The organism is Luedemannella flava (assembly GCF_039528515.1).
Taxonomy (GTDB): Bacteria; Actinomycetota; Actinomycetes; order Mycobacteriales; family Micromonosporaceae; genus Luedemannella; species Luedemannella flava.
The window spans coordinates 1-22,185 of record NZ_BAAALT010000045.1 but is presented as its reverse complement, the minus strand read 5'-3'; the positions used below and the strand labels follow the sequence as shown (position 1 = coordinate 22,185).

The 22,185-nt window shown below is 68.0% G+C and carries 15 protein-coding genes; 3 read left to right on the top strand and 12 right to left on the bottom strand.

Features of this window, described 5'->3' with window-relative positions; all coding sequences use genetic code 11:
• Positions 1-89: 89 nt before the first annotated feature.
• The 3 genes from ABD211_RS09195 to ABD211_RS09185 are packed head-to-tail and all read right to left on the bottom strand — an operon-like array spanning position 90 to position 5,673.
• Complete coding sequence (locus tag ABD211_RS09195; protein ID WP_344128336.1) at positions 90-2,459, bottom strand: hypothetical protein; 2,370 nt, start codon at positions 2,457-2,459, stop codon at positions 90-92.
• Complete coding sequence (locus tag ABD211_RS09190; protein WP_344128334.1) at positions 2,459-4,288, bottom strand: AAA family ATPase; 1,830 nt, start codon at positions 4,286-4,288, stop codon at positions 2,459-2,461. The genes ABD211_RS09195 and ABD211_RS09190 overlap by 1 nt, the downstream gene beginning before the upstream one ends.
• On the bottom strand, positions 4,288-5,673 hold the full coding sequence (locus tag ABD211_RS09185; RefSeq protein WP_344128332.1) for a hypothetical protein: 1,386 nt from the start codon (positions 5,671-5,673) through the stop codon (positions 4,288-4,290). Before ABD211_RS09185 ends, ABD211_RS09190 begins: the two co-directional genes overlap by 1 nt.
• 125 nt (positions 5,674-5,798) lie before the next feature.
• Here ABD211_RS09185 and ABD211_RS09180 point away from each other — a divergent pair, with 125 nt between their 5' ends.
• Positions 5,799-6,461, top strand: coding sequence for a glycoside hydrolase family 11 protein (locus ABD211_RS09180; protein WP_344128330.1), 663 nt, complete (start codon positions 5,799-5,801; stop codon positions 6,459-6,461).
• Positions 6,462-6,831: 370 nt separating this feature from the next.
• Here ABD211_RS09180 and ABD211_RS09175 read toward each other — a convergent pair whose 3' ends face one another.
• The 8 genes from ABD211_RS09175 to ABD211_RS09140 form a co-directional block, all read right to left on the bottom strand.
• Positions 6,832-7,851: a lytic polysaccharide monooxygenase auxiliary activity family 9 protein gene (locus ABD211_RS09175; protein WP_344128328.1), complete on the bottom strand. Its 1,020-nt coding sequence runs from the start codon at positions 7,849-7,851 to the stop codon at positions 6,832-6,834.
• 342 nt (positions 7,852-8,193) lie between these two features.
• Positions 8,194-9,831 (bottom strand): hypothetical protein, encoded by a 1,638-nt coding sequence (locus tag ABD211_RS09170; RefSeq protein ID WP_344128327.1) that lies wholly within the window; start codon positions 9,829-9,831, stop codon positions 8,194-8,196.
• Between the two features lie 71 nt (positions 9,832-9,902).
• Positions 9,903-10,235 (bottom strand): hypothetical protein, encoded by a 333-nt coding sequence (locus ABD211_RS09165; RefSeq protein ID WP_344128325.1) that lies wholly within the window; start codon positions 10,233-10,235, stop codon positions 9,903-9,905.
• A 55-nt stretch (positions 10,236-10,290) separates the two neighbouring features.
• Complete coding sequence (locus tag ABD211_RS09160; protein ID WP_344128323.1) at positions 10,291-11,880, bottom strand: protein kinase domain-containing protein; 1,590 nt, start codon at positions 11,878-11,880, stop codon at positions 10,291-10,293.
• A 54-nt stretch (positions 11,881-11,934) separates the two neighbouring features.
• Positions 11,935-15,042, bottom strand: a complete 3,108-nt coding sequence (locus tag ABD211_RS09155) for a type I restriction endonuclease subunit R (RefSeq protein WP_344128321.1) — start codon at positions 15,040-15,042, stop codon at positions 11,935-11,937.
• The gene (locus ABD211_RS09150; RefSeq protein WP_344128319.1) at positions 15,039-16,232 is read right to left on the bottom strand and encodes a restriction endonuclease subunit S; all 1,194 of its coding nucleotides are present in this window, start codon (positions 16,230-16,232) and stop codon (positions 15,039-15,041) included. The genes ABD211_RS09155 and ABD211_RS09150 overlap by 4 nt, the downstream gene beginning before the upstream one ends.
• A complete protein-coding gene (locus ABD211_RS09145) occupies positions 16,229-18,193 on the bottom strand; it encodes a type I restriction-modification system subunit M (RefSeq protein WP_344128317.1) in 1,965 nt (654 codons plus the stop codon). The genes ABD211_RS09150 and ABD211_RS09145 overlap by 4 nt, the downstream gene beginning before the upstream one ends.
• The gene (locus ABD211_RS09140) at positions 18,190-19,869 is read right to left on the bottom strand and encodes an N-6 DNA methylase (RefSeq protein WP_344128315.1); all 1,680 of its coding nucleotides are present in this window, start codon (positions 19,867-19,869) and stop codon (positions 18,190-18,192) included. Before ABD211_RS09140 ends, ABD211_RS09145 begins: the two co-directional genes overlap by 4 nt.
• A gap of 141 nt (positions 19,870-20,010) precedes the next feature.
• On the opposite strand from ABD211_RS09140, the gene ABD211_RS09135 reads away from it, so the two are divergent.
• Entirely contained in the window at positions 20,011-20,565 is a 555-nt protein-coding gene (locus ABD211_RS09135; RefSeq protein ID WP_344128313.1) for a DUF4352 domain-containing protein, read from the top strand.
• Between the two features lie 94 nt (positions 20,566-20,659).
• Positions 20,660-21,541, top strand: coding sequence for a macro domain-containing protein (locus ABD211_RS09130; protein WP_344128312.1), 882 nt, complete (start codon positions 20,660-20,662; stop codon positions 21,539-21,541).
• 218 nt (positions 21,542-21,759) lie between these two features.
• Here ABD211_RS09130 and ABD211_RS09125 read toward each other — a convergent pair.
• Positions 21,760-22,185: RICIN domain-containing protein (locus ABD211_RS09125; protein WP_344128310.1), on the bottom strand; the 426-nt coding region annotated here is incomplete at its 5' end.

The window sequence follows — 22,185 nt, the reverse complement described above, 5'->3', positions numbered from 1 at the left end:
GACCTAAGAATGCTCGGCCGCGGCGCCGGTGTCGCTACCTCCAACCGGGCGCGAACACGCATGGCGGCAAACCGCCACGACCGCCGGCGTCAGCCCGTTGCCACCCGCGCGGTGTAGAGCATCTCCGCGACGCTGCCGGTGAAGTCGGGCAGCATGTGGGCGGCGAGCACCCAGGCTTCCGGTTGACCAGCCACGGTGGACTCGACGACGGGCCGCAGTGCGGCCAGCCCTTCCAGCTGCTCCTCCTCCTTGAGGAAGGTCAGCATCGTCAGCGCCTCGGCCGCCGGACGTCCGTGGGCGAACACGTCCGACCAGCTCAGTCGGCCGCTCGCGATGAGCCTCAGCATCAGCTCACGCTCGACCGGGATCGTGGCGAGCAGCTCGGCCGGCGATTCGCCGCGGGTCAGGCCGGCCTCGAGCGGCGTGGCGAACGCGCTGCGGAACCACGGCGGGCAGCCGGGCCGGCACAGGCCCGCGAGAACGTCGTCGGGGAACGGCCGCGCGGCGTGCTCGTCGCGGATCGCCGCCCAGTCCCAGTCGTGGGACTCCTGCAGGACAGCCGAATGCGGACCCGTCGCGCCGCGCAGCAGGGCGAGCTGCGCCGCGGCGGTCTCGCCGCGGGTCACCTCGTCCTCCAACCGGGCGAGCAGGTCGGGGTCAGCTCCGGAGACGCGCTTGATCACGCTCGGGGACAGCAGTCGGCCCCGGTACGTGGCCGGCCCGTTGGTGACGGCGAGGAGCTTGTCGACTGCGGCGCGGCCGTGCCGTCGCCAGACGTTCACCACGAACCGCAGCTGCGGGATCTCCCCCTTGACCAACCGGTGCCGGGGAATGTGCAGTTGCAGGTCGAGGTCGGCGCAGTCGATCGCGTCGCGGGCGTAGTAGGGCGACGTCCCGCTGCCGCCCTTGTACGCCAGCAGGTGGCCGCGCAACGCCGGATCGAGGGGAACCGGCCCGGTGTCCCCGAAGGGCCGCTGCGACAGGATCCGCTCCCGCAGATGCCAGCTGTAGGTGGTGGCCCGGAACAGCTGGTTGTTGACCACCGGGTCGTCACGCGTGGCGAGCCGGTCGATGGCGGCCGGGTCGAGGTCACGCCGGGTGGACAGGGACCGGCACAGGGCGGGGTTGGGGCTGGCGAGCGCCGCGTCGAGCCACTCGTCGCGCCACCGGCCGCGGCAGAGCAGGTCGTAGATCGTGTGATCGTCGAGGTGGTCGAGCAGGGCGAGGTGCGTGTCGGTCGGCGCGGCGTCGAGGAGGGCGAGGAACGCCGCCCGTATCCCGTTGACCGTCTTGCGTTCGCTGACATCGGGCATCGGCTTCGCGTCGGGCCACCCCGTCGGCGGCCTGCCGGAGGGCTCCCCGGTCAGCAGGTCCATGATCGACCCGCGGTGGCTCTTGACCCGCGCACGTAGCGCCCGCCACCGGTGCACGTCGGCACCGAGCCGGTCGGCGACCAGCGCCCGCAGCTCGTCGAGCACCACCCGGTGCCGGTGCAGCGCCTCGAGCACCGCCGCCGCCGGAGTGGCCTGGAGCAGTACGTCGGCGGGCAGGCCGGCCTTGACCGCCGCGTCGGCCCGCCGCTTCGCGACGGCGGGGGCGTCCCGGGCGGGCAGCGGTGCCGCGAGCAGAACGACACCGGGCCGGGCGACCGTGACGACGGCGAGCGGATGGGTGGCGTACAGCGCCAGCTGCACGTCCTCCGGGCAGTCCGGCCGGCCCGCCAACAGGGTCGTCGCCGTCTCGCCGAACGGCTCGCGACCGTGGGCGGCGAGTATCCGGTCCCAGTCGAGCTGTGACCTCAGGGCCAGTTGACCGGCGTTCGCCTCCTCGCGCAGCTCCTCGATCGCACCGGCCGTTCCCTCGGCCTCGCTGACCAGCTGTGCCAGCGACGCACGGTCGGTTCCCGGCGACGTTCCGGCCCGCTCGACGACGGCCAGCAACGCGGGGTCGTCGAGCGACCCGCCCGCGTCCACGATGGACAGCAACCCCCGGAGCAGTTCGGCGCGCGTCAACTCCTTGCCCGCGACCGCGAACGCGTGGGTGATCAGGTCGGGGAACGGGCTGACGACCGTCGCCCGTACCCACTCTGGTTTTGTCAGAGTGAGGATCGTGGCGGCAAGGTCCGCCCAGGCGGGATCGTCGGGCCGCGCGGCGGCGAACACCGTGCGCTGGTCGGGCAGCCCCCAGAAGTAGATCGCGCGGCTGGCCACCTGGGCGTTGCCGGTCGCGGCGAGCCGCTGCCGCAGGGTGGCGTGCCGGTCGTCGGTCGTGTCGACGGCGCGGGCCATGGCCTCGGTCAACCGCGGCCGGCCCGACGCCACCATCGCGTCGAACAGTTCGATCGGAAACTCGGGAGCGGACTGGGCGACCTCGTCGAGCCGGTCGCCGAGCGCCGACACCAGGCGCTGCCACGGCTGCTGACCCGCCGCGCGCAGCAGCCAGCCGAGCGGCGTGGCCATCAGCCGGCCTGCAATCGGGCCATGCGCGCCATGGCGTCGACCCACACCTGTTGCTTCTCGGGCACCTGCCCGACCAGGTAGGTGGCCCGCAGCTTCGGGGGCAGGTGCCGCACCAGGCGGGCCACCACGTCGAGGTGTTCGCGCAGCTGCGACGCCTCGGCGTTGGCGAGGATCTGGTGCACCAGGTCGGAGTCGCCGGTGCCCTCGGTGCTCTGCTCCGCCGCCGCGCGCAGGCGCTTCTCCCACAGGTCGACCTCGGCCGCCAGGTCGGCCAGGCCGGTGGACGGCCGCCCCTTCAGCCGGGCCTCCAGGCTGGTCAGCGAGACCGGGGCGAACTCCCCGTCGCCGAGGTAGATGAGCGCCGACTGCAGCGGCAGCCGCTGGCCCTGCAACTTGATCATCCGCTCCAGGGTGCGCTTGCTGACCCAGGCCCGGCCCTCGTCGTCGATGTCGTTCTTCCACCATTCGAGGACCACCTCGGCGGTGGTCCCGTAGGTGTCGACGAGCCACTGGTTGGCGGGGATGTCGTCGGGCGCGACCTCGTAGCTGATCGTGAACCGGCTGGCCTGGGCCAGGTTGTTACTGGTCACGAGGAGCTTGCGGCCGAGATGGTACGGCGGGTTCTGCAGCGCCACCTGGGCGCGCAGGCCGTCGATGCGCCGCCCGGCCAGCGTCCATTCCTGGGTGACCTCCATCAGCTTCGCGAAGGTCGCCTTGTCCTTCGGCCGGTTGTACTCGTCCCACACCAGCACCTTCGGCTCGGTGCCGAGCAGGCTGCGGGTGAGCAACGAGCTCAGCGTGCCGTCGGCCCCCGGGACCGGGACGCACAGGTCCTCGACGTTCGTGACGGGCAGGGAGAAATAGACGGGCTCGCGGCCGGTCTCCTCGCGCACGACGTGTCGGGTGATCTCCGTCTTGCCGCAGCCGGGCGGGCCCTGCAGCAGCACCGCCCACCGGCGCCGGATCGCCGCGCGGAGGATGCGCCGCACCGGGTCGGCGACGCTGGCCCGGTTGGGCACGCCGAGCGCGCGGGCGAGCTGGTCGAGGATGTCGTCGGTGCGGTCGGGCCCGGGGGAACCGTCGGCCCGCTGATCGGCGAGCACCAGTCGGGTGCCGTTGACGATCGGCAGGCCCCACCGCACCGGAAAGTCCTCGACGGCACAGTCGATGATGTGCTGGACCGTGCGCGGCGACAGCAGGCGACGCAGGTGCGGGCTCAGCCGCGCCCAGGTCAGGAACACCTCGGACAGGTCACGGTCGGGGTAGCGCTCGGACAGGTGCCGCCGCCACGACGTGTCGTTGGCGCCGACACGGATGGTGGCCATCCGGTCGAGTACGGCCAGGTCGTTGCGGCGGGCGCCGACCTCGGAGGCCGACTCGTTGTCGGTGAGGAAGACCCCCACGCAGCCGAGCGCGCGCAGGTCGTGCTCACCGAGCGTCCAGTTGCAGGCGACCTGCATGAGCTGCGACTGGATCGTGTCGCCCGCCTGCAGCGAGTCGTCGATCACGAGGACGAACTTCCGCGGGTGGGACAGCTGGTCCATGATCAGCTGTTGCAGCGCCAGCTCACCGGTGCGCGGGTCGCGCACCGGCGCGTTCACCAAAAGATCGTCGGGCGTGAGGTTGGCCGCGGGGACCAGCACCACGTCGAGGTCCGGGTACCGCTTCGGGATGTAGCTCAGGAACGTCGACGTCTTGCCGATGCCGTGGTCGCCGAACACCTGCCCGGTCAGCCCGGCCGCGATCATCCCGTCGATGAAGCTCTCCAGGGCGGAGGGCCCGTCGGGTGCGGCCTTCGCGCGCGTCTGACGACTGGTGGTGCGCGCCATCAGTACTCCCCCGTCTGGACGCGGTGGCAGGCCATCGGCGGGTCGGCGCGCTCGGGCCAGGTGTCGCCGCCGTCCGTGATCAGCCAGATCCACTTCTCCGGCTCACGGGGCTTCACCGGGGGTGCGTACCCGTCCGTCACCACGATCACGGCGTCCGGGCTCCCCTCCACCTCCCGGTCACCGACCTTGAGCCGGCCCTCGGCGTAGTCGACGACGTTCTGGAAGTTGGTGCCGCCGCCACCCAGCACGCGCTCGCCGGGCGTGAACGGCATCACCGCGCCGTCGAAGCTCAGCCACTGCGCGCTGACCCCGTCGGTCTGCCCGACGAGCGTGGTCAACCAGTCGACCACCTGGTCGGGCATCGACCCGGAGGTGTCGAACGCCACCAGCACGAGCTTCTCGCGCTCCATTCCCCGCCGCAGCAGCATCGGCTCGTGACCGAGCGACAGTAGCACCGCGCCGAGCTTCTTCGGGTACACCAGCCGTTCGCCGTCGCGCAGCCGCGACGCCAGCACGTCGACCAGCCAACGCTTCCACCAGTCGACCCGGCGCGTCCGCGGCGTCTCGCCGCGCAGCGCGGCCAGCCCGAGCAGCCCCCAGAACCTCTCCAGCCGGTCGTCGACGCCGCCGCACCGGGCGACCAGGTCGAGCAGTTCCTGCCGGGCCGCCGCGTTTCCCGCGTGCGCGCGCCGGGCCACCTCGGCCAGGATCTCGGCGACGGCTCTGGCCACCGTGTCGTCGTCGAGCGGGACCTCACCGGCGCCCAACAGCAGGTGCAGGCACAGCGCCGGACGCACGATCGGCTCGGCCATCCGCCGCAGCTCGCTGTAGACGCCGAAGTCGGTCTCCACGAACTGGTCGTACTCCAGCGGCTCGAGGCCCTGCCCGACCAGGTCCCTGCGGTACCGCTCATGGACCTCGCGCGGATCGATCCCGACCGGCTCGCCGGCCCGCGTGGGCAGCCGCTCGACGCCCAGCCGCCGCATGGCGACGTGGTTGACGGTGACCTCGGTGGCGATGGTGAACACCGGGTCGGCGCGCAGCTCCGGCGCCGTGTGCAGGTGCCGCTGGATGAGGTGGCGCGCCTCGTGGAACAGGACGAACTTGACCCCGTCGAGGCCGATGGCGACGAAGAACTCCGGGTTGAACAGGAGCGAGCACACGCCGTCGCCCGTGGCGGTGACCGCCGCGGTCTCGACCGCGGTCGTGGGAATGTGGTGGTGGCACTTCGTGTAGAGCCACGACCCGATGACGCTGTTGCCCACGCCGAAGTCGAACAGGGCGGCCTCCTTGAGCCGCACCGCCTCCGCCGTCGTCTCCTCGTCGGCGTCGTTGAGTGCCCGCAGCCGCCCCCGGTCAGCCAGGTCGACGAAGAACGAACTCACGTTCGGGAACCCTACTACGTCCCCTCACTTCGAAACATTCACGCAAGTCGTTGACAGGCCGCGCGGTGGGGCCCAACGCTGGTTTGTGGTCCCCGTGGAACCGTCCCTTCACGAGAGGAACCCACATGAACAAGATCTCTGTCCGGCTGCTCCTCGGCGGCGCCCTCGTCGTGGCGCTCGCGGCGACCGCGGCGATCCTGCCCGGCACCGCGCACGCCGACACGACCGGCACCCACAACGGTTATTTCTACGTGTACCGCAAGGACGCCCCCGGCACCGCCACGCTGACCCTGGGCGCCGGCGGTCGATACACCATTCAATGGAGCGGCATCAACAGCCTCATCGCAGGCAAGGGCTGGAGCACCGGCGGCCGGAGAATGGTCAGCTACTACAGCACGTTCAACACCACAGGCAACGCGTACGTCGGCATCAACGGTTGGACGACCAACCCGCTCGTGGAATACAACATCGTCGAGAACTGGGGCACCTACCGGCCCCGCGGCACGTTCCTGGGCATGGTCACCACCGACGGCGGCACCTACGAGGTGTACCGCACGCAGCGGGTCAACCAGCCCTCCATCCAGGGCATCGCGACGTACTACCAGTACTGGAGCGTCCGGACGGCCAAGCGCACCCTCGGCACCATCAACACCGGCAACCACTTCGACGCCTGGGCCAGCTACGGCCTGAACCTCGGCACCACCCACAACTACATGATCCTCGCGACCACGGCGTTCCAGAGCAGCGGTAGCGCCGACGTCACGATCGCCCCGATCCTCTGCTGCTGAACCGGCAGCAGACACCAGCGCCGGCGCGGTGGCGACGTCGCGTCATGTGGCGTCGCCACCGGTGAGTTGGACACGTGCCGTCACCCACCAAGGCTCTCGCGCGCGATGACGGGAGCATCGTGCTCCGGGAGCACGATGACGAACAGCCAGTCGCGGGATACGACATTGGCCAAAGCCGACGCGCGCGCCCACGCGCGAGGCGTCGACCACCGGCTGGCGTCCTTCAACGATGCGGTCCGGGCGGACGTAGCGCCGCAGCACGTCGGCGGGGCCACCGATCCAGATCTTGATATTCGTCGGATGCGCAGTGCCTTGAACACGGCCGTGGGGGCCGGGCACCCGGCCCGGACCCCCACGGGTACCGCTTGTGTCAGCTGGCGGTGCAGGTAAGCGTCGGTGCGGTGTTGGTGCCGCTCCATGTTCCGTTGAACCCGAAGCTTGTGCTCTGGCCAGCGCCGAGCCGTCCGTTGTAGCTCGCGTTGGTCGCGGTGACCGCCGATCCGCTCGAGGTCACGGTCGCGCTCCACGCCTGTGTGATCGTCTGGCCGTTCGGCCAGGTCCACCTCACGGTCCAACCGTTAATAGCGCTTCGAGCGGTGACGTTCACGGTCGCGGAGAAGCCCGAGTTCCACTCGGAGCCCTTCGTGTACGTGGCGGAGCAGCCGCTGCCCGTGACGGGAGCGCCCGAGGTCACCGGCGCCCGGGTGGTCACGGGCGCGCTCGTCACCGGCCCGCGGGTGACGGGCGCGGACGTGACCGGCGCCCGGGTGGTGGTCGTGCTGCCGCCACCGAAGGTCACGTCGCTGCACCACATGTAGGTCTGGTCCTGGTGCGAGGCCTGCCAGATGGTGAACACGATGTGGCGCCCGGTGTATCCGGACGTCGAGACGTTGAACGTGATGTCGGTCGCCCGGTCGTATCTCCCGGTCTGAGTGATGAAGTCGAGGTCTCCCCAACCGAGCGCCCTGGTGGTCGGGTCGTAACTGTTCTTGCTCACATAGACCCTGAAGTAGTCAGCACCGTGGCTGGCTTGATCGTACAGATGCATGGAGAAGTTGTTGCCGACGCTGGTGGTCCTCCATGCCCCGGGCCTGTTCAGGCTGTCGTTGCTGGAGATGTTGTTGCTGCACAGCTTTCCGTCCGGGGTCGACCCCTGGAAGTTGCCGCCGAGGCCGTCACGCAGCGCACTCATCCAGTTCCACATGGTATTGGTGTTGGCCTGAAATGCCTGCCAACACATGGGGTCCTGCTGCTGCATGGCCGTGTTCATGTGGTCGGCTCCCCAGTCCGACCAGCACTGGTAGGCGCGGGTTGGCGGGCCGACGATGGTGCCGTGGGCCTGGGCTGCGGTGCCCCAGGTCAGCGTGCTGACCGTCGCGGCGGTCAGCACGGCAAGTACGAGAAGGATCCGCCCGGTGACTGACGGGGTTCGCCCACCGGATCGGCTGGGCATGGGTGAAGGCATGGCGCCGTCTCCATTCCGTGTCGTGACAAGCGTTGGATCTCTCCAACTGAGGGGTGACACGCGACATCGCGTGGGCGCTCAACCCGTCCCGGCACGTGGAGGCCACACAACATCGACAAAGGCAATCGCGCGACGACGCAGTTCGCGCTCGCGCTGGCGCACCGGCTCCTGTCGATACTGTAACCATTCCAGAGATAGATGTGAATACATCTCGCCTGACGTTGGACTCAACAACGCAGAGCCCGATACCGCATCGGCGGCAACGGACTAGCTGACCTGACCAGTACTGTCGGCCTTCTTGTCCGGCTCGATGGCGGCATGGCGCCGCCGTTGAAGCTCATCGCGTTCAACGTCCGAGATCGCCATCGACTCGGCAAGCACGGCGGCGAACTCGTCCACCTGTGTCCTGTCGATCTCAGGCTGGAAGAGCCACCGGATGTTCTCGTCGCTGGTGATGAGGTCCACCGCCAAGCGCTGACTTCTGTCCTGTGCTGCCGCGGCCCGGACGTATCTCACCCGGTCAACCGGTATGTACTGGCGGATCTCGCCCTGCTCGAGGAACGCGTTCGCCTTGGCGGTGATGATCCGGCGATCTGTGACGGCGACCAGCGTCCTTGCCGCGGCCTTGTCCACTACCGCCGCCAACTTCTCCTTCGCTCCGCTGAAGATCGCAGAAATGGAACCGAGAGCTTCGAGCTGATCGGGGAAGCCCAGGACACGTAGGGTCTCATCGTCCTCGAGGAACCATCGCAGGATCCGAAGGTACGGCTCGAGAGCCAGCGATTCGGGCGCGCAGACGACGCCCGGTGCCTCGAGCGGCGGGGCCGGCGGATGAAGAGCGTCGGCAAGCGGCTCGATCGCCGCCAGCAGAAGGGCGGAGGTCTGGCGGGCCGCGTTCGCGTCCCTCCGCTTCCCCGGTAGCGGCAGCGTGCCGCGTCCGGGTAGCTCGACGAGGATTCGCAGCTCCCGCGTCAGCGAGTTGACGAGGCTCGTCGTCTCAGCGAGCGCAGACCGGAGCTCCTTGCCGGTGCGGCTTGCGATGTCCTCGACGAGCCGGGCCTCGCCTGCGTCCTCGGGCCCGGCAGTTCGCGCCCGCGCGGCGTGGAGCGCCTGGTATCCGATCCATGCCTTGACGGAGGACAGGAGGGCGTTGGCGTCGAAGACGATCGCCTCGGCGTTCGTCTCCAGATACTCACGGCGGCCGCGTGTGTCGAGCTGATGAACCTGCCGAATGTGCGTATCCACGTGCAGTCGGTACAGGTCGAGTTGCGTGCGCAGGTCCGCCTTCTTGCCAGCGACGGTGTCCCATAGGGATGTCGGGACCGATCCGACCGCCCGCGCCTGGTCAACTACGTCGTCGATGGTGGCGACGAGCGCCGTCAGCTCGGCCCACTGCCCGTGACGGATGGTCGTGAGTACCTGGCTGGTCAGCGCGATGTTGGTTCTGACGAGGCCCGTGATCTCGCTCAGCTGCATCTGAAGGGCGACCATGGCCAGCGCCGGCCCAATGAGAGCGATAGTTTGAGCCGTGCTCACAGCGGTCACGGGTATGAATCGGGCCTGACCAACGACGCGACTGGAGGACATCACCGCGCCGAGGTTCGCACCGTCCTTGACCGCGAGTGTTCCGCCGGCCTTCAGCAGGGCCAATGTCTCGTTGCTCAGTCTGTAGATCCCCTGCATGCTGCCGAACGCGCTCGCGAGGTTGCCACCCACGGTCGCTGCGTTTCCCATCGAGGCGAGAACTGTCGAGATCCGCGTTCGATCAGCGGCCGGCACGAGCCCGAAGTCGATCAGATCGAGCTTGAGCTCCGCCGGGACCTTGCCGAGGACCACGCCAACCCCTGGGAGCACCTCCGCGATGACCGTGTCCGGGCCGCCCTGCCCGGGCTCGGCGAGTTCCACCGAGTCCGAAGGGTGATGCATACGATCTCCTCCCCACAGGGACGCGCTATGGGACACCTGACCTGGAACCCCTAGGAAGCTGCCGCGTAGCAGCGTTCGCATTCCTGCGCCCACAGTTCATCGTCGGTCAGTGAGGCATACTCGGACCGCAACTGTCGCGCCAGGTCATAGAAGCCGGAACTTGGCCGGCCGGTGCTCCGGGAGACGACCAGAGAACTCCACAGCGGCTCGCCCTTGTCGACCGCCCGACGCGAGACCTTGTCCAGCGGCTGGCCCAGGAAGTCCGGCCGGGTATCCACGCGCCTGGCAAGCGGGCCGTAGCCGATCAGTCCCTTCGCCGTAGCGACGCCGAACAGAATATCCGCAATGCGGTCCACACGGTCGACCTCGAACGTCTCGGGCATCGGGCCAACGTAGGTCGGATCTGGCGCGCAACGGCTCAGCCGATGCGTCACACTTTCAGTCTTCTCGGCCCTTCGACACGTCCCCATCGGAACTTCGGCTGAGGTGTGCGATACGGCGGTCCAAGGCGCGCACATGGATGGAGTCCGGACCGTATTCGGCGGCGAGCAAGGGCCGCACGGACTCCAGTTCGGCAAGGCCCTCGGCTGCGCGGCCGGTCGCGTGAAGCATGATGCCGCGTTGATACTTCGCGTCCCGGAAGAGCGGGTCGACCTGGTCGGCGTGTGCCAGGAACGCGGTGAACTGCGCGATGGCCGCTTCGGCATCGCCGGCCTCGGCATGACTGACCCCAGCGACGTAACGCAGGTAGAGCACGGCGGGATCGGCCTGTCCGTCGCGGGCCGCAAGCTGGGGAAGGATCTCATCGAGCAACGGTGCCGCCCGGCTGAACTCGTCGGCGGTGTAGAGCGTGGACGCTAGATCGATCTTGACCTCGAGCGCCAGCTCGGGAATGTGGCGCGCCCTGGCCACGGCATCGTCGAGCACGTCGATCGCCTGTTGCAGGTGGCCGTCGTCGACCAGTTCCCGCACGCGCTCCCGCACGGCGATGGCTTCGTCCACGTCCAGCGGCGGAACGGGAGAACCCTTGGCGGCCGCAGCGGCGGTCCGGGCGGCGGCCCTGGGTGCGGGCGCCAACGGACGGAGGAACGGCCGCCTCGGGTCCCGGTCGAGGGCCGGACCGGCGCCCACCGACGCGTCATCGGCGCTCGCGAACGGCAGCAGCGTTTCATAGACCGCCTCCGCCTCCGGCCGGTCGCCCGGCTGCTTGGCGAGCATCGCCAGAACCAACGAGTCGATGGCACCCGGCACACCGGGCCGCACGGCCCGCAACGACTGAGCCGGCGTGTTCACGTGATGGTCCTGGTAGGACCGGGTGGGCGACTCCTCGAACGGGGGTCGACCGGTGAGCATCTCGTGCAGCACACAACCGAGCCCGTAGACGTCGGTGGCCGGTCCGACCGGGTTGCCGAGGACCTGCTCGCGGGACATGTAGGGCGGGCTGCCGACCGTGCGCCCGAGCTGGGTGAGTCGGGGCAGCGCGGCGGCACCCTGCAGCACGGCCACGCCGAAGTCGAGCAGTTTCACCAGCCCGCCATGGATGACCATGATGTTGCTGGGCTTGATGTCGCGGTGCACCACGTCCACCCGGTGCACGTCGACGAGGGTCGCCGCGATCTGCGCGGCCGTCGCCGCGCACCAGGGGACCGGCAACGGATCCTCGCCACCCAGCAGCTCGGCCAGCGTCGACCCGTACAACAACTGCATGATCAGATAGATGCGGTCGGTGCGCTCCTCCACGCCGAAGTCGTAGACGGCGGGGATGCCCGGATGCTCGAGTCGCGCGGTCGTGCGGATCTCCCGGAGGAACCGCTCGCGATCGGTCGCGGCGGCCTCGGCCAGCGCCACCGCCTCCGCGCCGGCGGAGACCACCGGCGCGGTGCGGTGCATGAGCTTGACGGCGACGCGGCGGTCGAGCTGTTGGTCGTAGCCGCGCCACACCTCGCCCATGCCGCCCGACCCGATCGGCGCGTCGACCCGGTAGCGCCCAGCCAGCAGCCACTCGTCACTCGGCGCCGGTCCCGTCACGGGCCACTCCTGTTGTGAACGCACGCCCGGTCCTCCGGGAGTGAAGATCAGAACTTACTGTGTCACGCCGTGCGCACCCGTGGTGCTCCCACCGCGGAGCCGCCGCAGGGCCTCGTCCCGCGCCGGGCTGTGGATGAGGTCGTACGCCCGTTTGCGTGCGACCTGCTTGACCGCGGCCTGGAACTCGGGGTTGTCGAAGTAGCGGTTCACGAACGCCGTGTTGCTGTCGTGGTTCTCGGCCACAATGTGGTCCAGCCGCGGATCGGCGACCTGACCGAACTTGTCGAGGTCGTTCTGTAGCGCCACGGCCTGCATCTTCGGGTCCTCGACCAACGAGATGATCTGTTGTACGAACAGGATCCGGTCGGACGTGCCGAGGTCGAGCCCGAACCGGTCGTTCAGCTCGTCAATGATCTCGCTGAGTGGCTTCTCCTCCACTTCCTGTGCCGCTCCCCCAGCGGCGTCGAACCCGCGGATGGCCTGCTCGCCCTCGGCCGCGAGCCGGTAGTCGCCCTGGCCGGTGCGGTCCAGCCGGAAATGCGACAGCGTGGCGTCACCGATGTCCACACCGGCGCCGGGCTGGCGGGGCAGGCGCAGCAGCAGGTAGCGCCCGTAGAGGTAGAGCCGCTCCAGGTCGGCATCGGCATAGCCGACGATCTGGGCCAGGAAGCTGTACGCCCGCACAAAGTCCGACAGCGCCGACCGGAACTCCTCGGCATGGTCGGGGTCGTGCGCGCTCAGCTCCACGAACCGGTCCACGGCCGGTTTGGTGAAGCGGTACAGCTCGGCGTGGGCCTTACGCAGCGCGGCGTCGCCGGCCGCCCGACTCTCGGCCGCGAGCAACGCCTCGGTGAACGCGTCCATCTCCGAGGCCACGAGCAACTGGTAGTCCTCGACCTCGCGCTGCTTGTCGTACAACAGGTTGGGGTCGGTCGGCTCGGTGATGGTGGTCTCGAAGTACGGCTTGAAGGCGGCCTGGATGTCGTCGGCCACGTTGGCGAAGTCGAGGACGAACACGTCCTCCTGCGACTTGTGCTTGTTGGTGCGGTTCAGCCGCGACAGCGTCTGCACAGCCGCGACGCCCGTGAGCGGCTTGTCGACATACATGGCGGTCAGCAGCGGCTGGTCGAACCCGGTCTGGTACTTCTCGGCCACGACCAGGATCCGGTACTCCGTCTGGTTGCGGGCCACCGCCTGAGGGTCGTCGACCTTGGTGTAGGCGAACTGCCCCGGCAGCGCCGCCTCGGAAAAGCCGTTGAGCTTCGGCTCGGTGTAGTCGATCCCGTCGACCTCCAGCGTGCCTGAGAACGCGACCAGCGTCGCGCAGTCACGCAGGTCCCGCTTGGCGATGTAGCGCTGGATCGCCTGGTACAGCCGCACGGCGTGCTCGCGGGACCGGGTCACGACCATGGCCTTGGCCCGCCCGCCGAGGCGGTCACGAACCTCGCTCCGGAAGTGGTCCACGATGATCTGCGCCCGCTGGTCCTGCGACGTCGGGTGCAGTTCGGCCGCGCGGACCAGCTTCGCCTTGGCCTTACGCGGGTCGACCTCGGGATCGGCCGCCTCGGCCGCGTCGACGGCCGCGTTCGTCAGCCGCCACCGCGCCGCGTACGTGACGTAGTTGCGCAGTACGTCGAGGATGAAGCCCTCCTCGGTGGCCTGTCGCATCGAGTAGACGTGGAACGGCCGCCACATTCCCGTCTCCGGGTCGCGGGTGCCGAACAGTTCCAGTGTCTTGGCCTTCGGGGTGGCGGTGAACGCGAAGTAGGACAGGTTCGGGTGACGGCCGCGGGTCACGGCCGACGCGGTGAGCAGGTCACCGTCGTCGTCGATGTCCGAGCCGCGCTGGCCGAGCGCCTTCTTCAGCGCGTTGGCATGCTCCCCCGACTGCGACGAGTGCGCCTCGTCGATGATGATCGCGTACCGCTTCTGGCCGAGTTCGGCGACCTTGTCCAGCACGAACGGGAACTTCTGCTGCGTCGTGATGACGATGCGAGCGGTCGAACCGGCCAGCGCGTCCGCGAGCTGCTGCGAGTCCTCATCGATCTTCTGCACCACGCCGGTGACGTGCTCGAACTGGTAGATCGTGTCCTGCAACTGCCGGTCGAGCACCACCCGGTCGGTCATCACGATGACCTTGTCGAACACGGGCGCGTTGGCGGCGTTGTGCAGCGTGGACAGCCGGTGCGCCAACCAGGCGATCGTGTTCGACTTGCCCGACCCGGCCGAGTGCTCAACGAGGTAGTTGTGGCCGGCGCCGTGCCCGGCCGCGTGCGTGGTCATCTGCCGCACCGCGTGCCACTGATGGAACCGCGGGAAGATCATCGCGTTGGCGTGCGGGTCGGCGGTGCCCGCCTTCCCCTTGGCGGCCTTGGGGTTCTCCACGTGCAGGAACCGCTGCAGCAGCTCCAGCCACGTGTCGCGCTGCCAGATCACATTCCACAGGTACGAGGTGGGGTAGCCCTCCTTCACCGCCGGGTTCCCGGCTCCCCCGGACACGCCGGGCCCACTGGAGCCGATGTTGAACGGCAGGAACCGGGTCTGCTCCCCCGCCAACCGCGTGGTCAGAAAGACCAGATCAGGATCAACGGCAAAATGCACGAGCGTACGCCGCGCGAAAAGCGGCTCCTTGGGGTCACGATCCCTGCGGTACTGGAGCTTCGCGTCCTCGACGCTCTGATTCGTCAACGGGTTCTTCAGTTCGGCCGTGGCGACCGGGATGCCGTTGACGAACAGGGTGAGGTCCAACGACCGGTCCGGCGTCTTCGCCGAGTAGTGCAGCTGCCGGGTCACCGTGAGCCGGTTGGCGTTGTACTCGTCCAGCGCCCCCGCCGCGAGTGTGTGCCCCGGCTTGAAGTAGGCCAACTGCAGCGTGACGCCCCGGTCCTTGACCCCGTTGCGGAGCACGTCCAGCGCGCCCCGCTTGTCGATCTCGGCAGCGACCCGCTTCGCCACCTCCCGCTGCGCCGTAGTGGTGTCCCCGTACGCCTCGATCAGCCGGTTGTACCCTTTGATCTGGGTCGCACCGATGAACGTAAAGAGTTGAGCGGTGTCGAGCGCGAGTTCGGCCCAATAGTCCGACGCGGAGCCCCGCTCCCACCCGGACGCCAGCAGCTCCGCCTCGATCACGTCCTCGAACCGAGCCTCCTTGTGCACACTCACGACAGATCCGCCCCCCGCCCCGTCGTCACATCAAACTGCCCGGTCACCGCCGCCACAATCAACGCCTGCTTCCGCTCAGCCGTCAATGCGTCTGCTTGCGCGATGCGACCCCGAAGCTCGGACAACTGCTCGACCTCACGGCTCAATCTGGCCACTCGGCGTTCGCCATCAGGTGGAATCGGTATACGGTACCGACGTAACTGTTCGCCAGTAAGGTGAGGGATGGTTGCAACATTTCCGTCGGCCTCAAACACGCCACAATATTTGGCAAGGCGAAGCCAGTACATGAGCCACTCGACCGGCACGTCGGCGTTCCGCCGAACACGATGGAGTGACTTCTGAAAGTAGCAGGGTTCGACTCTTCCATCCCATACCGCAGCTTCCGCTACGCCCGCTCCACCTTCGCACACAAGCAAATCGCCAGGTTCGACACGATACCGATAACGTTCCTCTGGGGGAAAACTCATCGTGGCCATGTCACTGCAATCAAGTTGATACCAGTGAACGTTCGCATTCCTAAGGTACGGCGCCTGATCGAAACCCGCCGCACGGTCCGAATTGAGCATCTTCCCAAGCTGGGCTTCGAAGTAGGCGTAAACAGGGCCAATGCGCCAATCGGCCGGCACCACCGGCAGCCATTGCCAACCCGTCGGGCGGCCGTTTGACATAGTCGCCGAGCCCGACAGCGTGTCCGCTATTGATGCCATCTCGTACTCATCTAGTGCAGCCCAATGTCCTGTCCGGACACGAGCGAGTTCATCCCATCGAGAAATTTCGGCATCAAGGAACGCGGCTATACGGCGCTGCTCTTCGAGCGTGGGTACGTCTACTCGTACAGAACCAATCGCGGCAGCAGTCAAGAGAGGTTGCGCGGTAGAAGAAGCGAGACCAGGTAAATGAATACCAGAAAGCAGGAAGTACGCGTACCGGCTGTCGATGCCTTTGGGAGTAGCAACGATGACGTTATCCGCAGCCCAACAGCTTTGCGTCACATAATTCACCTGGCCGACGGTGCCGACTCGGCCAATCAGGCTCGAACCCACGTCACAATTTGATTGCGACGTAGTGCCTATGATTCCAGTTGCCCCCATAACGGGAATATTCCCATTGCCAGATTGGGAATCAGTCGAACTGCCACTTCGAAGGCTGATAAGCCGCTTAAGGGCGATGCTCTGGGCAGACCGAATCATTGGGTCACCTCGCTGAGCAGGACTTGAATCTGAGATTCGAGTTCACGCAGTTCGGCGTCGATTTCGGCCAACGGGCGGGGTGGGGTATAGACATAGAAGTGGCGGGTTAGCGGAATTTCGTAGCCGACCTTCGTCTTGGTGTGGTCGATCCAGGCGTCGGGGACGTGCGGGATGACCTCGCGGGCGAAGTACTCCTCCACGTCCTGGTCGAGCGGGACGTTTTCGTAGTCGCGCAGGTCGGGGTCGGGGACGACCTCGCCCTTCACCAACTGGACCTCGCCGTCGGGGTCGCTGACGGAGACCGCCGACCACAGGCCCTTCTCCACAGCGGCGGCGGGCCACGCCAAGCCCGCCTCGGCAACCGCCGCGTGCAGGCCGGTCTTGGCCGCCTTTTTCGTGGCCCATGAAGTGCCGAGCAGCGGCTTCAAAGCGACCAGCAGCGCGTCGAGCTGCTCGTACTTCTGGAGGGGTTTGGCCTCTGCCAGCGCGGCGAGCGTGTCCTCGGTGATCTCGAAGCGCAGCTTGAGTGGGCGCTCGACGGTGATGCGGCGGTAGCCGAAGTCGGTGGTGGCGAAGATTTTCACGTTGGCGTGGCCGGGATGCGACGGGTCCGCCGCGGCCTTGAGCGCGTCCGCGTACAGGCTGGTGATCGTCGCGATCTGGTCGTCGGAGATCATCTTGCGCTTGTCGCCGAGGCTCTTGCGCATCTTCACCCACTGGGCACGGGCGTCGAGCAGGATGACCTTGCGGTGCAGGGCCGGCGCCTTGCGGTTGGAGAGGATCCAGAAGTACGTGGAGATGCCGGTGTTGTAGAACAGCTGATCCGGCAGGGCGACGATGCCCTCTAGGAGGTCGTTCTCGAGGATCCAGCGGCGGATGTTCGACTCGCCCGACTCGGCCGCGCCGGTGAACAGCGGCGAGCCGTTGAAGACGATGGCCAGCCGGGAGCCGCCCTTGTCCACGGGACGCATCTTCGACAGCATGTGCTGCAGGAACAGGAACGAGCCATCGTTGATGCGGGGCAGGCCGGCGCCAAAGCGGCCGGCGTGGCCGAGTTCGGCCTCCGCCTCGACCTCGTCCTTGACCTTCTTCCACTCCACGCCGAACGGCGGGTTGGCGAGCAGGTAGTCGAACGTTTTGCCCTCGTGGCCGTCGTCGCTGAACGAGTTGCCGAAGTAGATGTTGCCCGGGTCCTGGCCCTTGAGCATCATGTCGGAGCGGCAGATGGCGTACGACTCGCCGTTAAGTTCCTGACCGAACAGGGCAACCGTCGCGTGCGGGTTGAGCGAGGTGATGTGGTCCTCGGCGGCCGACAGCATCCCGCCGGTGCCGCAGGCCGGGTCGAGGATGTTGATGACGTGGCCGGGCTCGGTCAGCCTCTCCGCGTCCGGGGCGATCAGCAGGTTCACCATCAGCTTGATGACCTCGCGCGGGGTGAAGTGCTCGCCGGCGGTCTCGTTCGAGATTTCGGAGAAGCGCCGGATCAGCTCCTCGAAGACGTACCCCATCTGGTGGTTGTCGACCTTGTTGAGGTGCAGGTCGATGTCGGCGAACTTCTGCACCACGGGGTAGAGCAGCTTCGCGCCGTGCAGCCGGGCGATCTGCGTGTCGAAGTCGTACTTGTCGAGGATCTCGCGGGCGTTGGGCGAGAAGCCGTTGATGTAGTCGCGCAGGTTCTTCGCCACATTGGCCGCGTCCGCGCCGATGGTCGCGAAGCTCTGCCGGGACGTGTTGTAGAACGGCAGCTTGGCGGCCAGCCGCAGCAACTGGTCCTTGTTCGTCAGGTTCGTCGACTTGTCGCGCTCCCACACCGCCTCGCGGGTCGGCTCGATCACGCAGTCCAGCCGGCGCAGGACGGTCAACGGCAGGATCACCTTGCCGTACTCGGACTGCTTGTAGTCGCCGCGGAGCAGGTCGGCGACCGACCAGATGAAACCGGCCAACTGCTGATGGGTACTCATGCTGTTCCGTTCTGTGGTGACGTGATCCCAGAGGCATCCTCGGGCAGGAAGGCGCCCGATGTCAGGCCGTAGACGGCCGTTCGGAGAGCGTTTGTGGCCACTGCGGCGGCGTCGTCGAACCGATCGGTGACCTCGGTGAGCCGCCGGAACGCCTCGCCGTAGCGGCGCTGTTCGGCCAGCGGCAGCCGCGGCACCCGGCAGCGGCGCAGGTCCAGCCGGAAGGTGCCGCCCAGGGTGCCCGTGGCCTGCCGCCGGTTGAACCCGGACCGCAGGAAACAGGCCAGGAAGTACGGGTCGAGCTGCTCCGGATCGCAGCGGACCACCTCGCCGGCGGTGCGGTCGGGACGGTCAGGCGGCGGATCACCGGCCACGGTCGCGTCGAACTGACGGTCGCCAGCGGGGATGATCACATCGCCGGGCTGGAGGGCGGTGTCCTTGTCGACGATCGCGAGCGCGCCCGCGCGGATCAGGTCAACGACCGACGCGAGGGGGAACGGGACGGACGCGGTTGCCTCGAACACGGGCAGGGCCACGTCGAGGTCGTCGACCGCGCGGGCGAGAGCGTCGCGCAGGTCGGCGTAGTCCCGGCTGAGATCGCCCACCGGTGGCTCGACGTACCGGGCCGGGAGGAGCAGCACGTCCTCGTCGAGCAGCTCGATCGAGGGCACCTCGGCGGTCAGCGTCCGGTCGGCGTACACCCGCTCCCACCCGTCCGCATCGCGCGGCACGTCCTCGGGCCGCGTCTCGCTCAGGTCCACCAGGCGGACCGTGTACGACGGCCGGCCCGACGGCCGTTGCAGCACCCAGATCTGGTGCGGCCCGGACAGCGGGGCACCGAACCCGCTGGGCAGAGCGACGACCTGCGCAAGAGCGCCCGAGCGCAACAGTTCCGCACGAATGCGCTTGGCCGAACCGCGCACCGACGCCGAGTACGGCATCACGACGATCGCCAGCCCGCCCGGCTTGAGGTAGCCGTAGCACACCTGCAGCCAACCGAGCGCGGCGTCGGCCGGGCTGGGCTGGCCGAACTCCCAGTGCAGCTCCGACGCCCAGTTCTCCGACTCCCCGTCGAGCCGTCCCGGCGCGAGGCAGACGGCCAGGTCCGCTGTGCCGCGATAGGCGCGCAGCGCATCCTCACCGAACGGCGACCCTACGAGCGCCTCGGCGTGGTGGGCCCCGGCCTCGGCGAGCAGCCGGTTCGCGGTGTTGACGTCGATCGTCGACGGGTCCTGGCCGACGATGCGGACCGTGGGCGGGAGCTCACCTGCCACCGCCGCCAGGATCGCACCGAGCCCGCAGTCAGGGTCGACGACAGTTCCCTGCCGCAACGGCGGCAGCAGTCCGGCGACCGCGGCGGCGAGCTTCACCTGGCCCATGTACATCTGGCGGCGGAGCGTCGCACCCTGCATGACGGGCACCGCCACCATCCGCATCTCCGGTGCGTTCTGCCCGGGCACGGGCTCGGCGGGGCCGCCCGACGGGGGATTCCCGAGTCGGCCGTTGGCCCGCAGCCACTGCTCGACGTCGGCCCACGCGAACGTCGGGCTCGTCGGCGTGCCGCCGACCGGCTGCGGAAAGTCGGCGTACCGACGCCGCCAGTTCGACACCGCCGCCCTACCCACCTCCGCGATCCGGGCGATCTCGGCGGCGGTCACCTCATCACGGTTCGTGGTCACGGCGAACACCGTACACAGCCGTGTCGCGTACACGCAACGACCTAATGGATCTCAATTCTCGTTGTGTACTTGACAACATGTTGCACGATGTTCACAGTTCACGGTGTTCACAGATTGCACTCACCAAGGGAGACCCCTCCAGTGCGCAAGATCGCTATGTTCGGCCTGGCCGCGCTCGCGGCGTTGACGCTCGCGTGCAGCTCCGGCGGCGGCACCACGTCGTCCGTGAGCGGCGGCGAGGAGCAGAGCGCCCCCGCCGAGGCCAAGGAGAAGACCACGACCACCGCCAAGGTCGGCCAGAAGGTGACGTTGACCAGCGACATCCTCGGCGAGAAGACCGTCGTCGAGGTCACCGTGGCCAACGCCAAGCAGTACAAGGTGGAGCCGGGCGACTTCGGCAGCAAGCCCGAGCACGGCGTGTTCCTCGTGCTGGACGTGACCGTGGTGTGCAAGGACGGGACATACCACGCTAATCCGTTCAACTTCAAGTTCGTCGCCAAGGACGGCACCGTCGCCGAAATCGCCCTCACCATCGGCTTCAAGCCCACCATGAGCGCCGCCGACCTTTCCGCCGGCCAGAAGACCAACGGCAAGATCGTCTTCGACGTACCGAAGGACGCCGTTGCCGACGGCAAGATCCAGATCGACGGTACGGGCTTGGACTACGACAAGCCGGCCGCCTTCTGGGCGCTCTGAACCCGCACCGCGCGGGCCGACCGCTCAACGGCCGGCCCGCGCGGGATCGCGCAGGTTGGGCAATGGGCCGACGAGGGCCCAGCAGACTGGTGGTATGCCAGTCATCACCGCCTTTCTCGGCGACATCACGGAGCAGGATGTCGACGCCGTCGTCAGCGCGGCGAACAACGCCGTGCGTGGTGGCGGAGGTGTAGCAGGCGCTATCCATCGCAGCGGAGGCCCAGCGATCCTCCGCGACTGCGTCGCCAGGTTTCCGAACGGGCTCGCTACCGGTGACGCCGGCTGGACCGCGGCGGGTGACCTGCCCGCTCGGTGGGTCATTCACGCGGTCGGCCCGAACTTCACAGCTGGGCAGCGCGACCGCAGTCTGCTGGAGTCGTGTTACCGCCGCGCGCTGGAGGTTGCCGACGGCCTCAACGTGCGTAGCGTTGCGTTCCCTCTCCTCTGCACCGGCGCCTACGGTTGGCCGCGTGCCGACGCCATCACGGCGGCGATCGAGGCCATCACCGCCACCCGAACCCGCGTCGAGGAGGTCCGCCTCGTCACGCTCGACGAGTCCGTGTACAAGCAGACCCGCGCGGAGATCCTGGTCCGCTATCCGCCGCCCGTCGGGGAAGGCACGGTCGGCTTCCTGTTCGAACGCACGCCGACCCAGTTCTGCCTGCGCGGCGACGATTACCTGTGGCGGGAACTTCGCGCGCACTTCGCCGACACGCCGCTGCCACGCGACTGGTTCGGCTTTAGGGCGCTTGTCACCGCTGCCATCGAGCACATCATCGGCGAACCTCTCAGCGACCGTCAGTATGCGCCGTGGCTTGATAATCACTCGGCAGCGATCCGTGTCCCCGAGTTCGACCCAGGGCACGGCATGTCTGCCGGCGGCGTTCATGTTCCGTGGTGGGTGCACACGGCGGTGCCGATCCTGATCGACCGCTTCGAAGCGACACACGAATCCGAGAAACGCCTCCGGGACTGACGAAGTGCGTCCAGCGGGGGTCGACGAGCTGGCGCTGCAGGCGCGGCATCAGCTTCGACCTGCTCTGCCTGTTCAACAATCGGCGTGCCGAAGATGGGCCATCGAATCGGTACCAACCCTGGCGGATGGAGGCAACGATGGTCGACGCTGTCCATGTCTGGTCGCACCAGCACACGGTTTCGGGGTCAGGTCGGCTGACCTGACCCCGAAACCACTGATCAACTACGCAGGCTCCACTTCTGGTTGGAGCCGCCCCAGCAGCTGTAGAGCTGGATCTTCGCTCCGTTGCCGCTGCCCGCAGCGTCGAGGCACAACCCTGACTGCACTCCCCTGATGGTGCCGTCGGAGTTGACGTTCCACTGCTGGTTGGTACCGCCGTTGCAGTCCCAGATGATGACCGCGGTGCCGTTGGTGGTGCCCCTGTTGGACGCGTCCAGGCACTTGTTCCCGTACACCGTAAGCTGCTTGCTCGAGGTGTAGGCGAAGCGCTGGTGGGAAGCGTTCCAGCAGTCGTACAGCTGCACCTGGGTCCCGTTGGTGGTGCTGGCGTTCGGCACGTCGATACACCGACCGGAACCGCTGCCCACGATCTGCTGACCACTACCGCTGCCGCCGCCGGTGCTGCCGGTGGTGGGGGTGGTGCC

Coding starts and splice junctions, on each gene's coding strand:
- ABD211_RS09195 (WP_344128336.1), bottom strand. CDS start 2,459: ATGGCCACGCCGCTCGGCTGGCTGCTGCGCGCGGCGGGTCAGCAGCCG.
- ABD211_RS09190 (WP_344128334.1), bottom strand. CDS start 4,288: ATGGCGCGCACCACCAGTCGTCAGACGCGCGCGAAGGCCGCACCCGAC.
- ABD211_RS09180 (WP_344128330.1), top strand. CDS start 5,799: ATGAACAAGATCTCTGTCCGGCTGCTCCTCGGCGGCGCCCTCGTCGTG.
- ABD211_RS09165 (WP_344128325.1), bottom strand. CDS start 10,235: ATGCCCGAGACGTTCGAGGTCGACCGTGTGGACCGCATTGCGGATATT.
- ABD211_RS09150 (WP_344128319.1), bottom strand. CDS start 16,232: ATGATTCGGTCTGCCCAGAGCATCGCCCTTAAGCGGCTTATCAGCCTT.
- ABD211_RS09145 (WP_344128317.1), bottom strand. CDS start 18,193: ATGAGTACCCATCAGCAGTTGGCCGGTTTCATCTGGTCGGTCGCCGAC.
- ABD211_RS09130 (WP_344128312.1), top strand. CDS start 20,660: ATGCCAGTCATCACCGCCTTTCTCGGCGACATCACGGAGCAGGATGTC.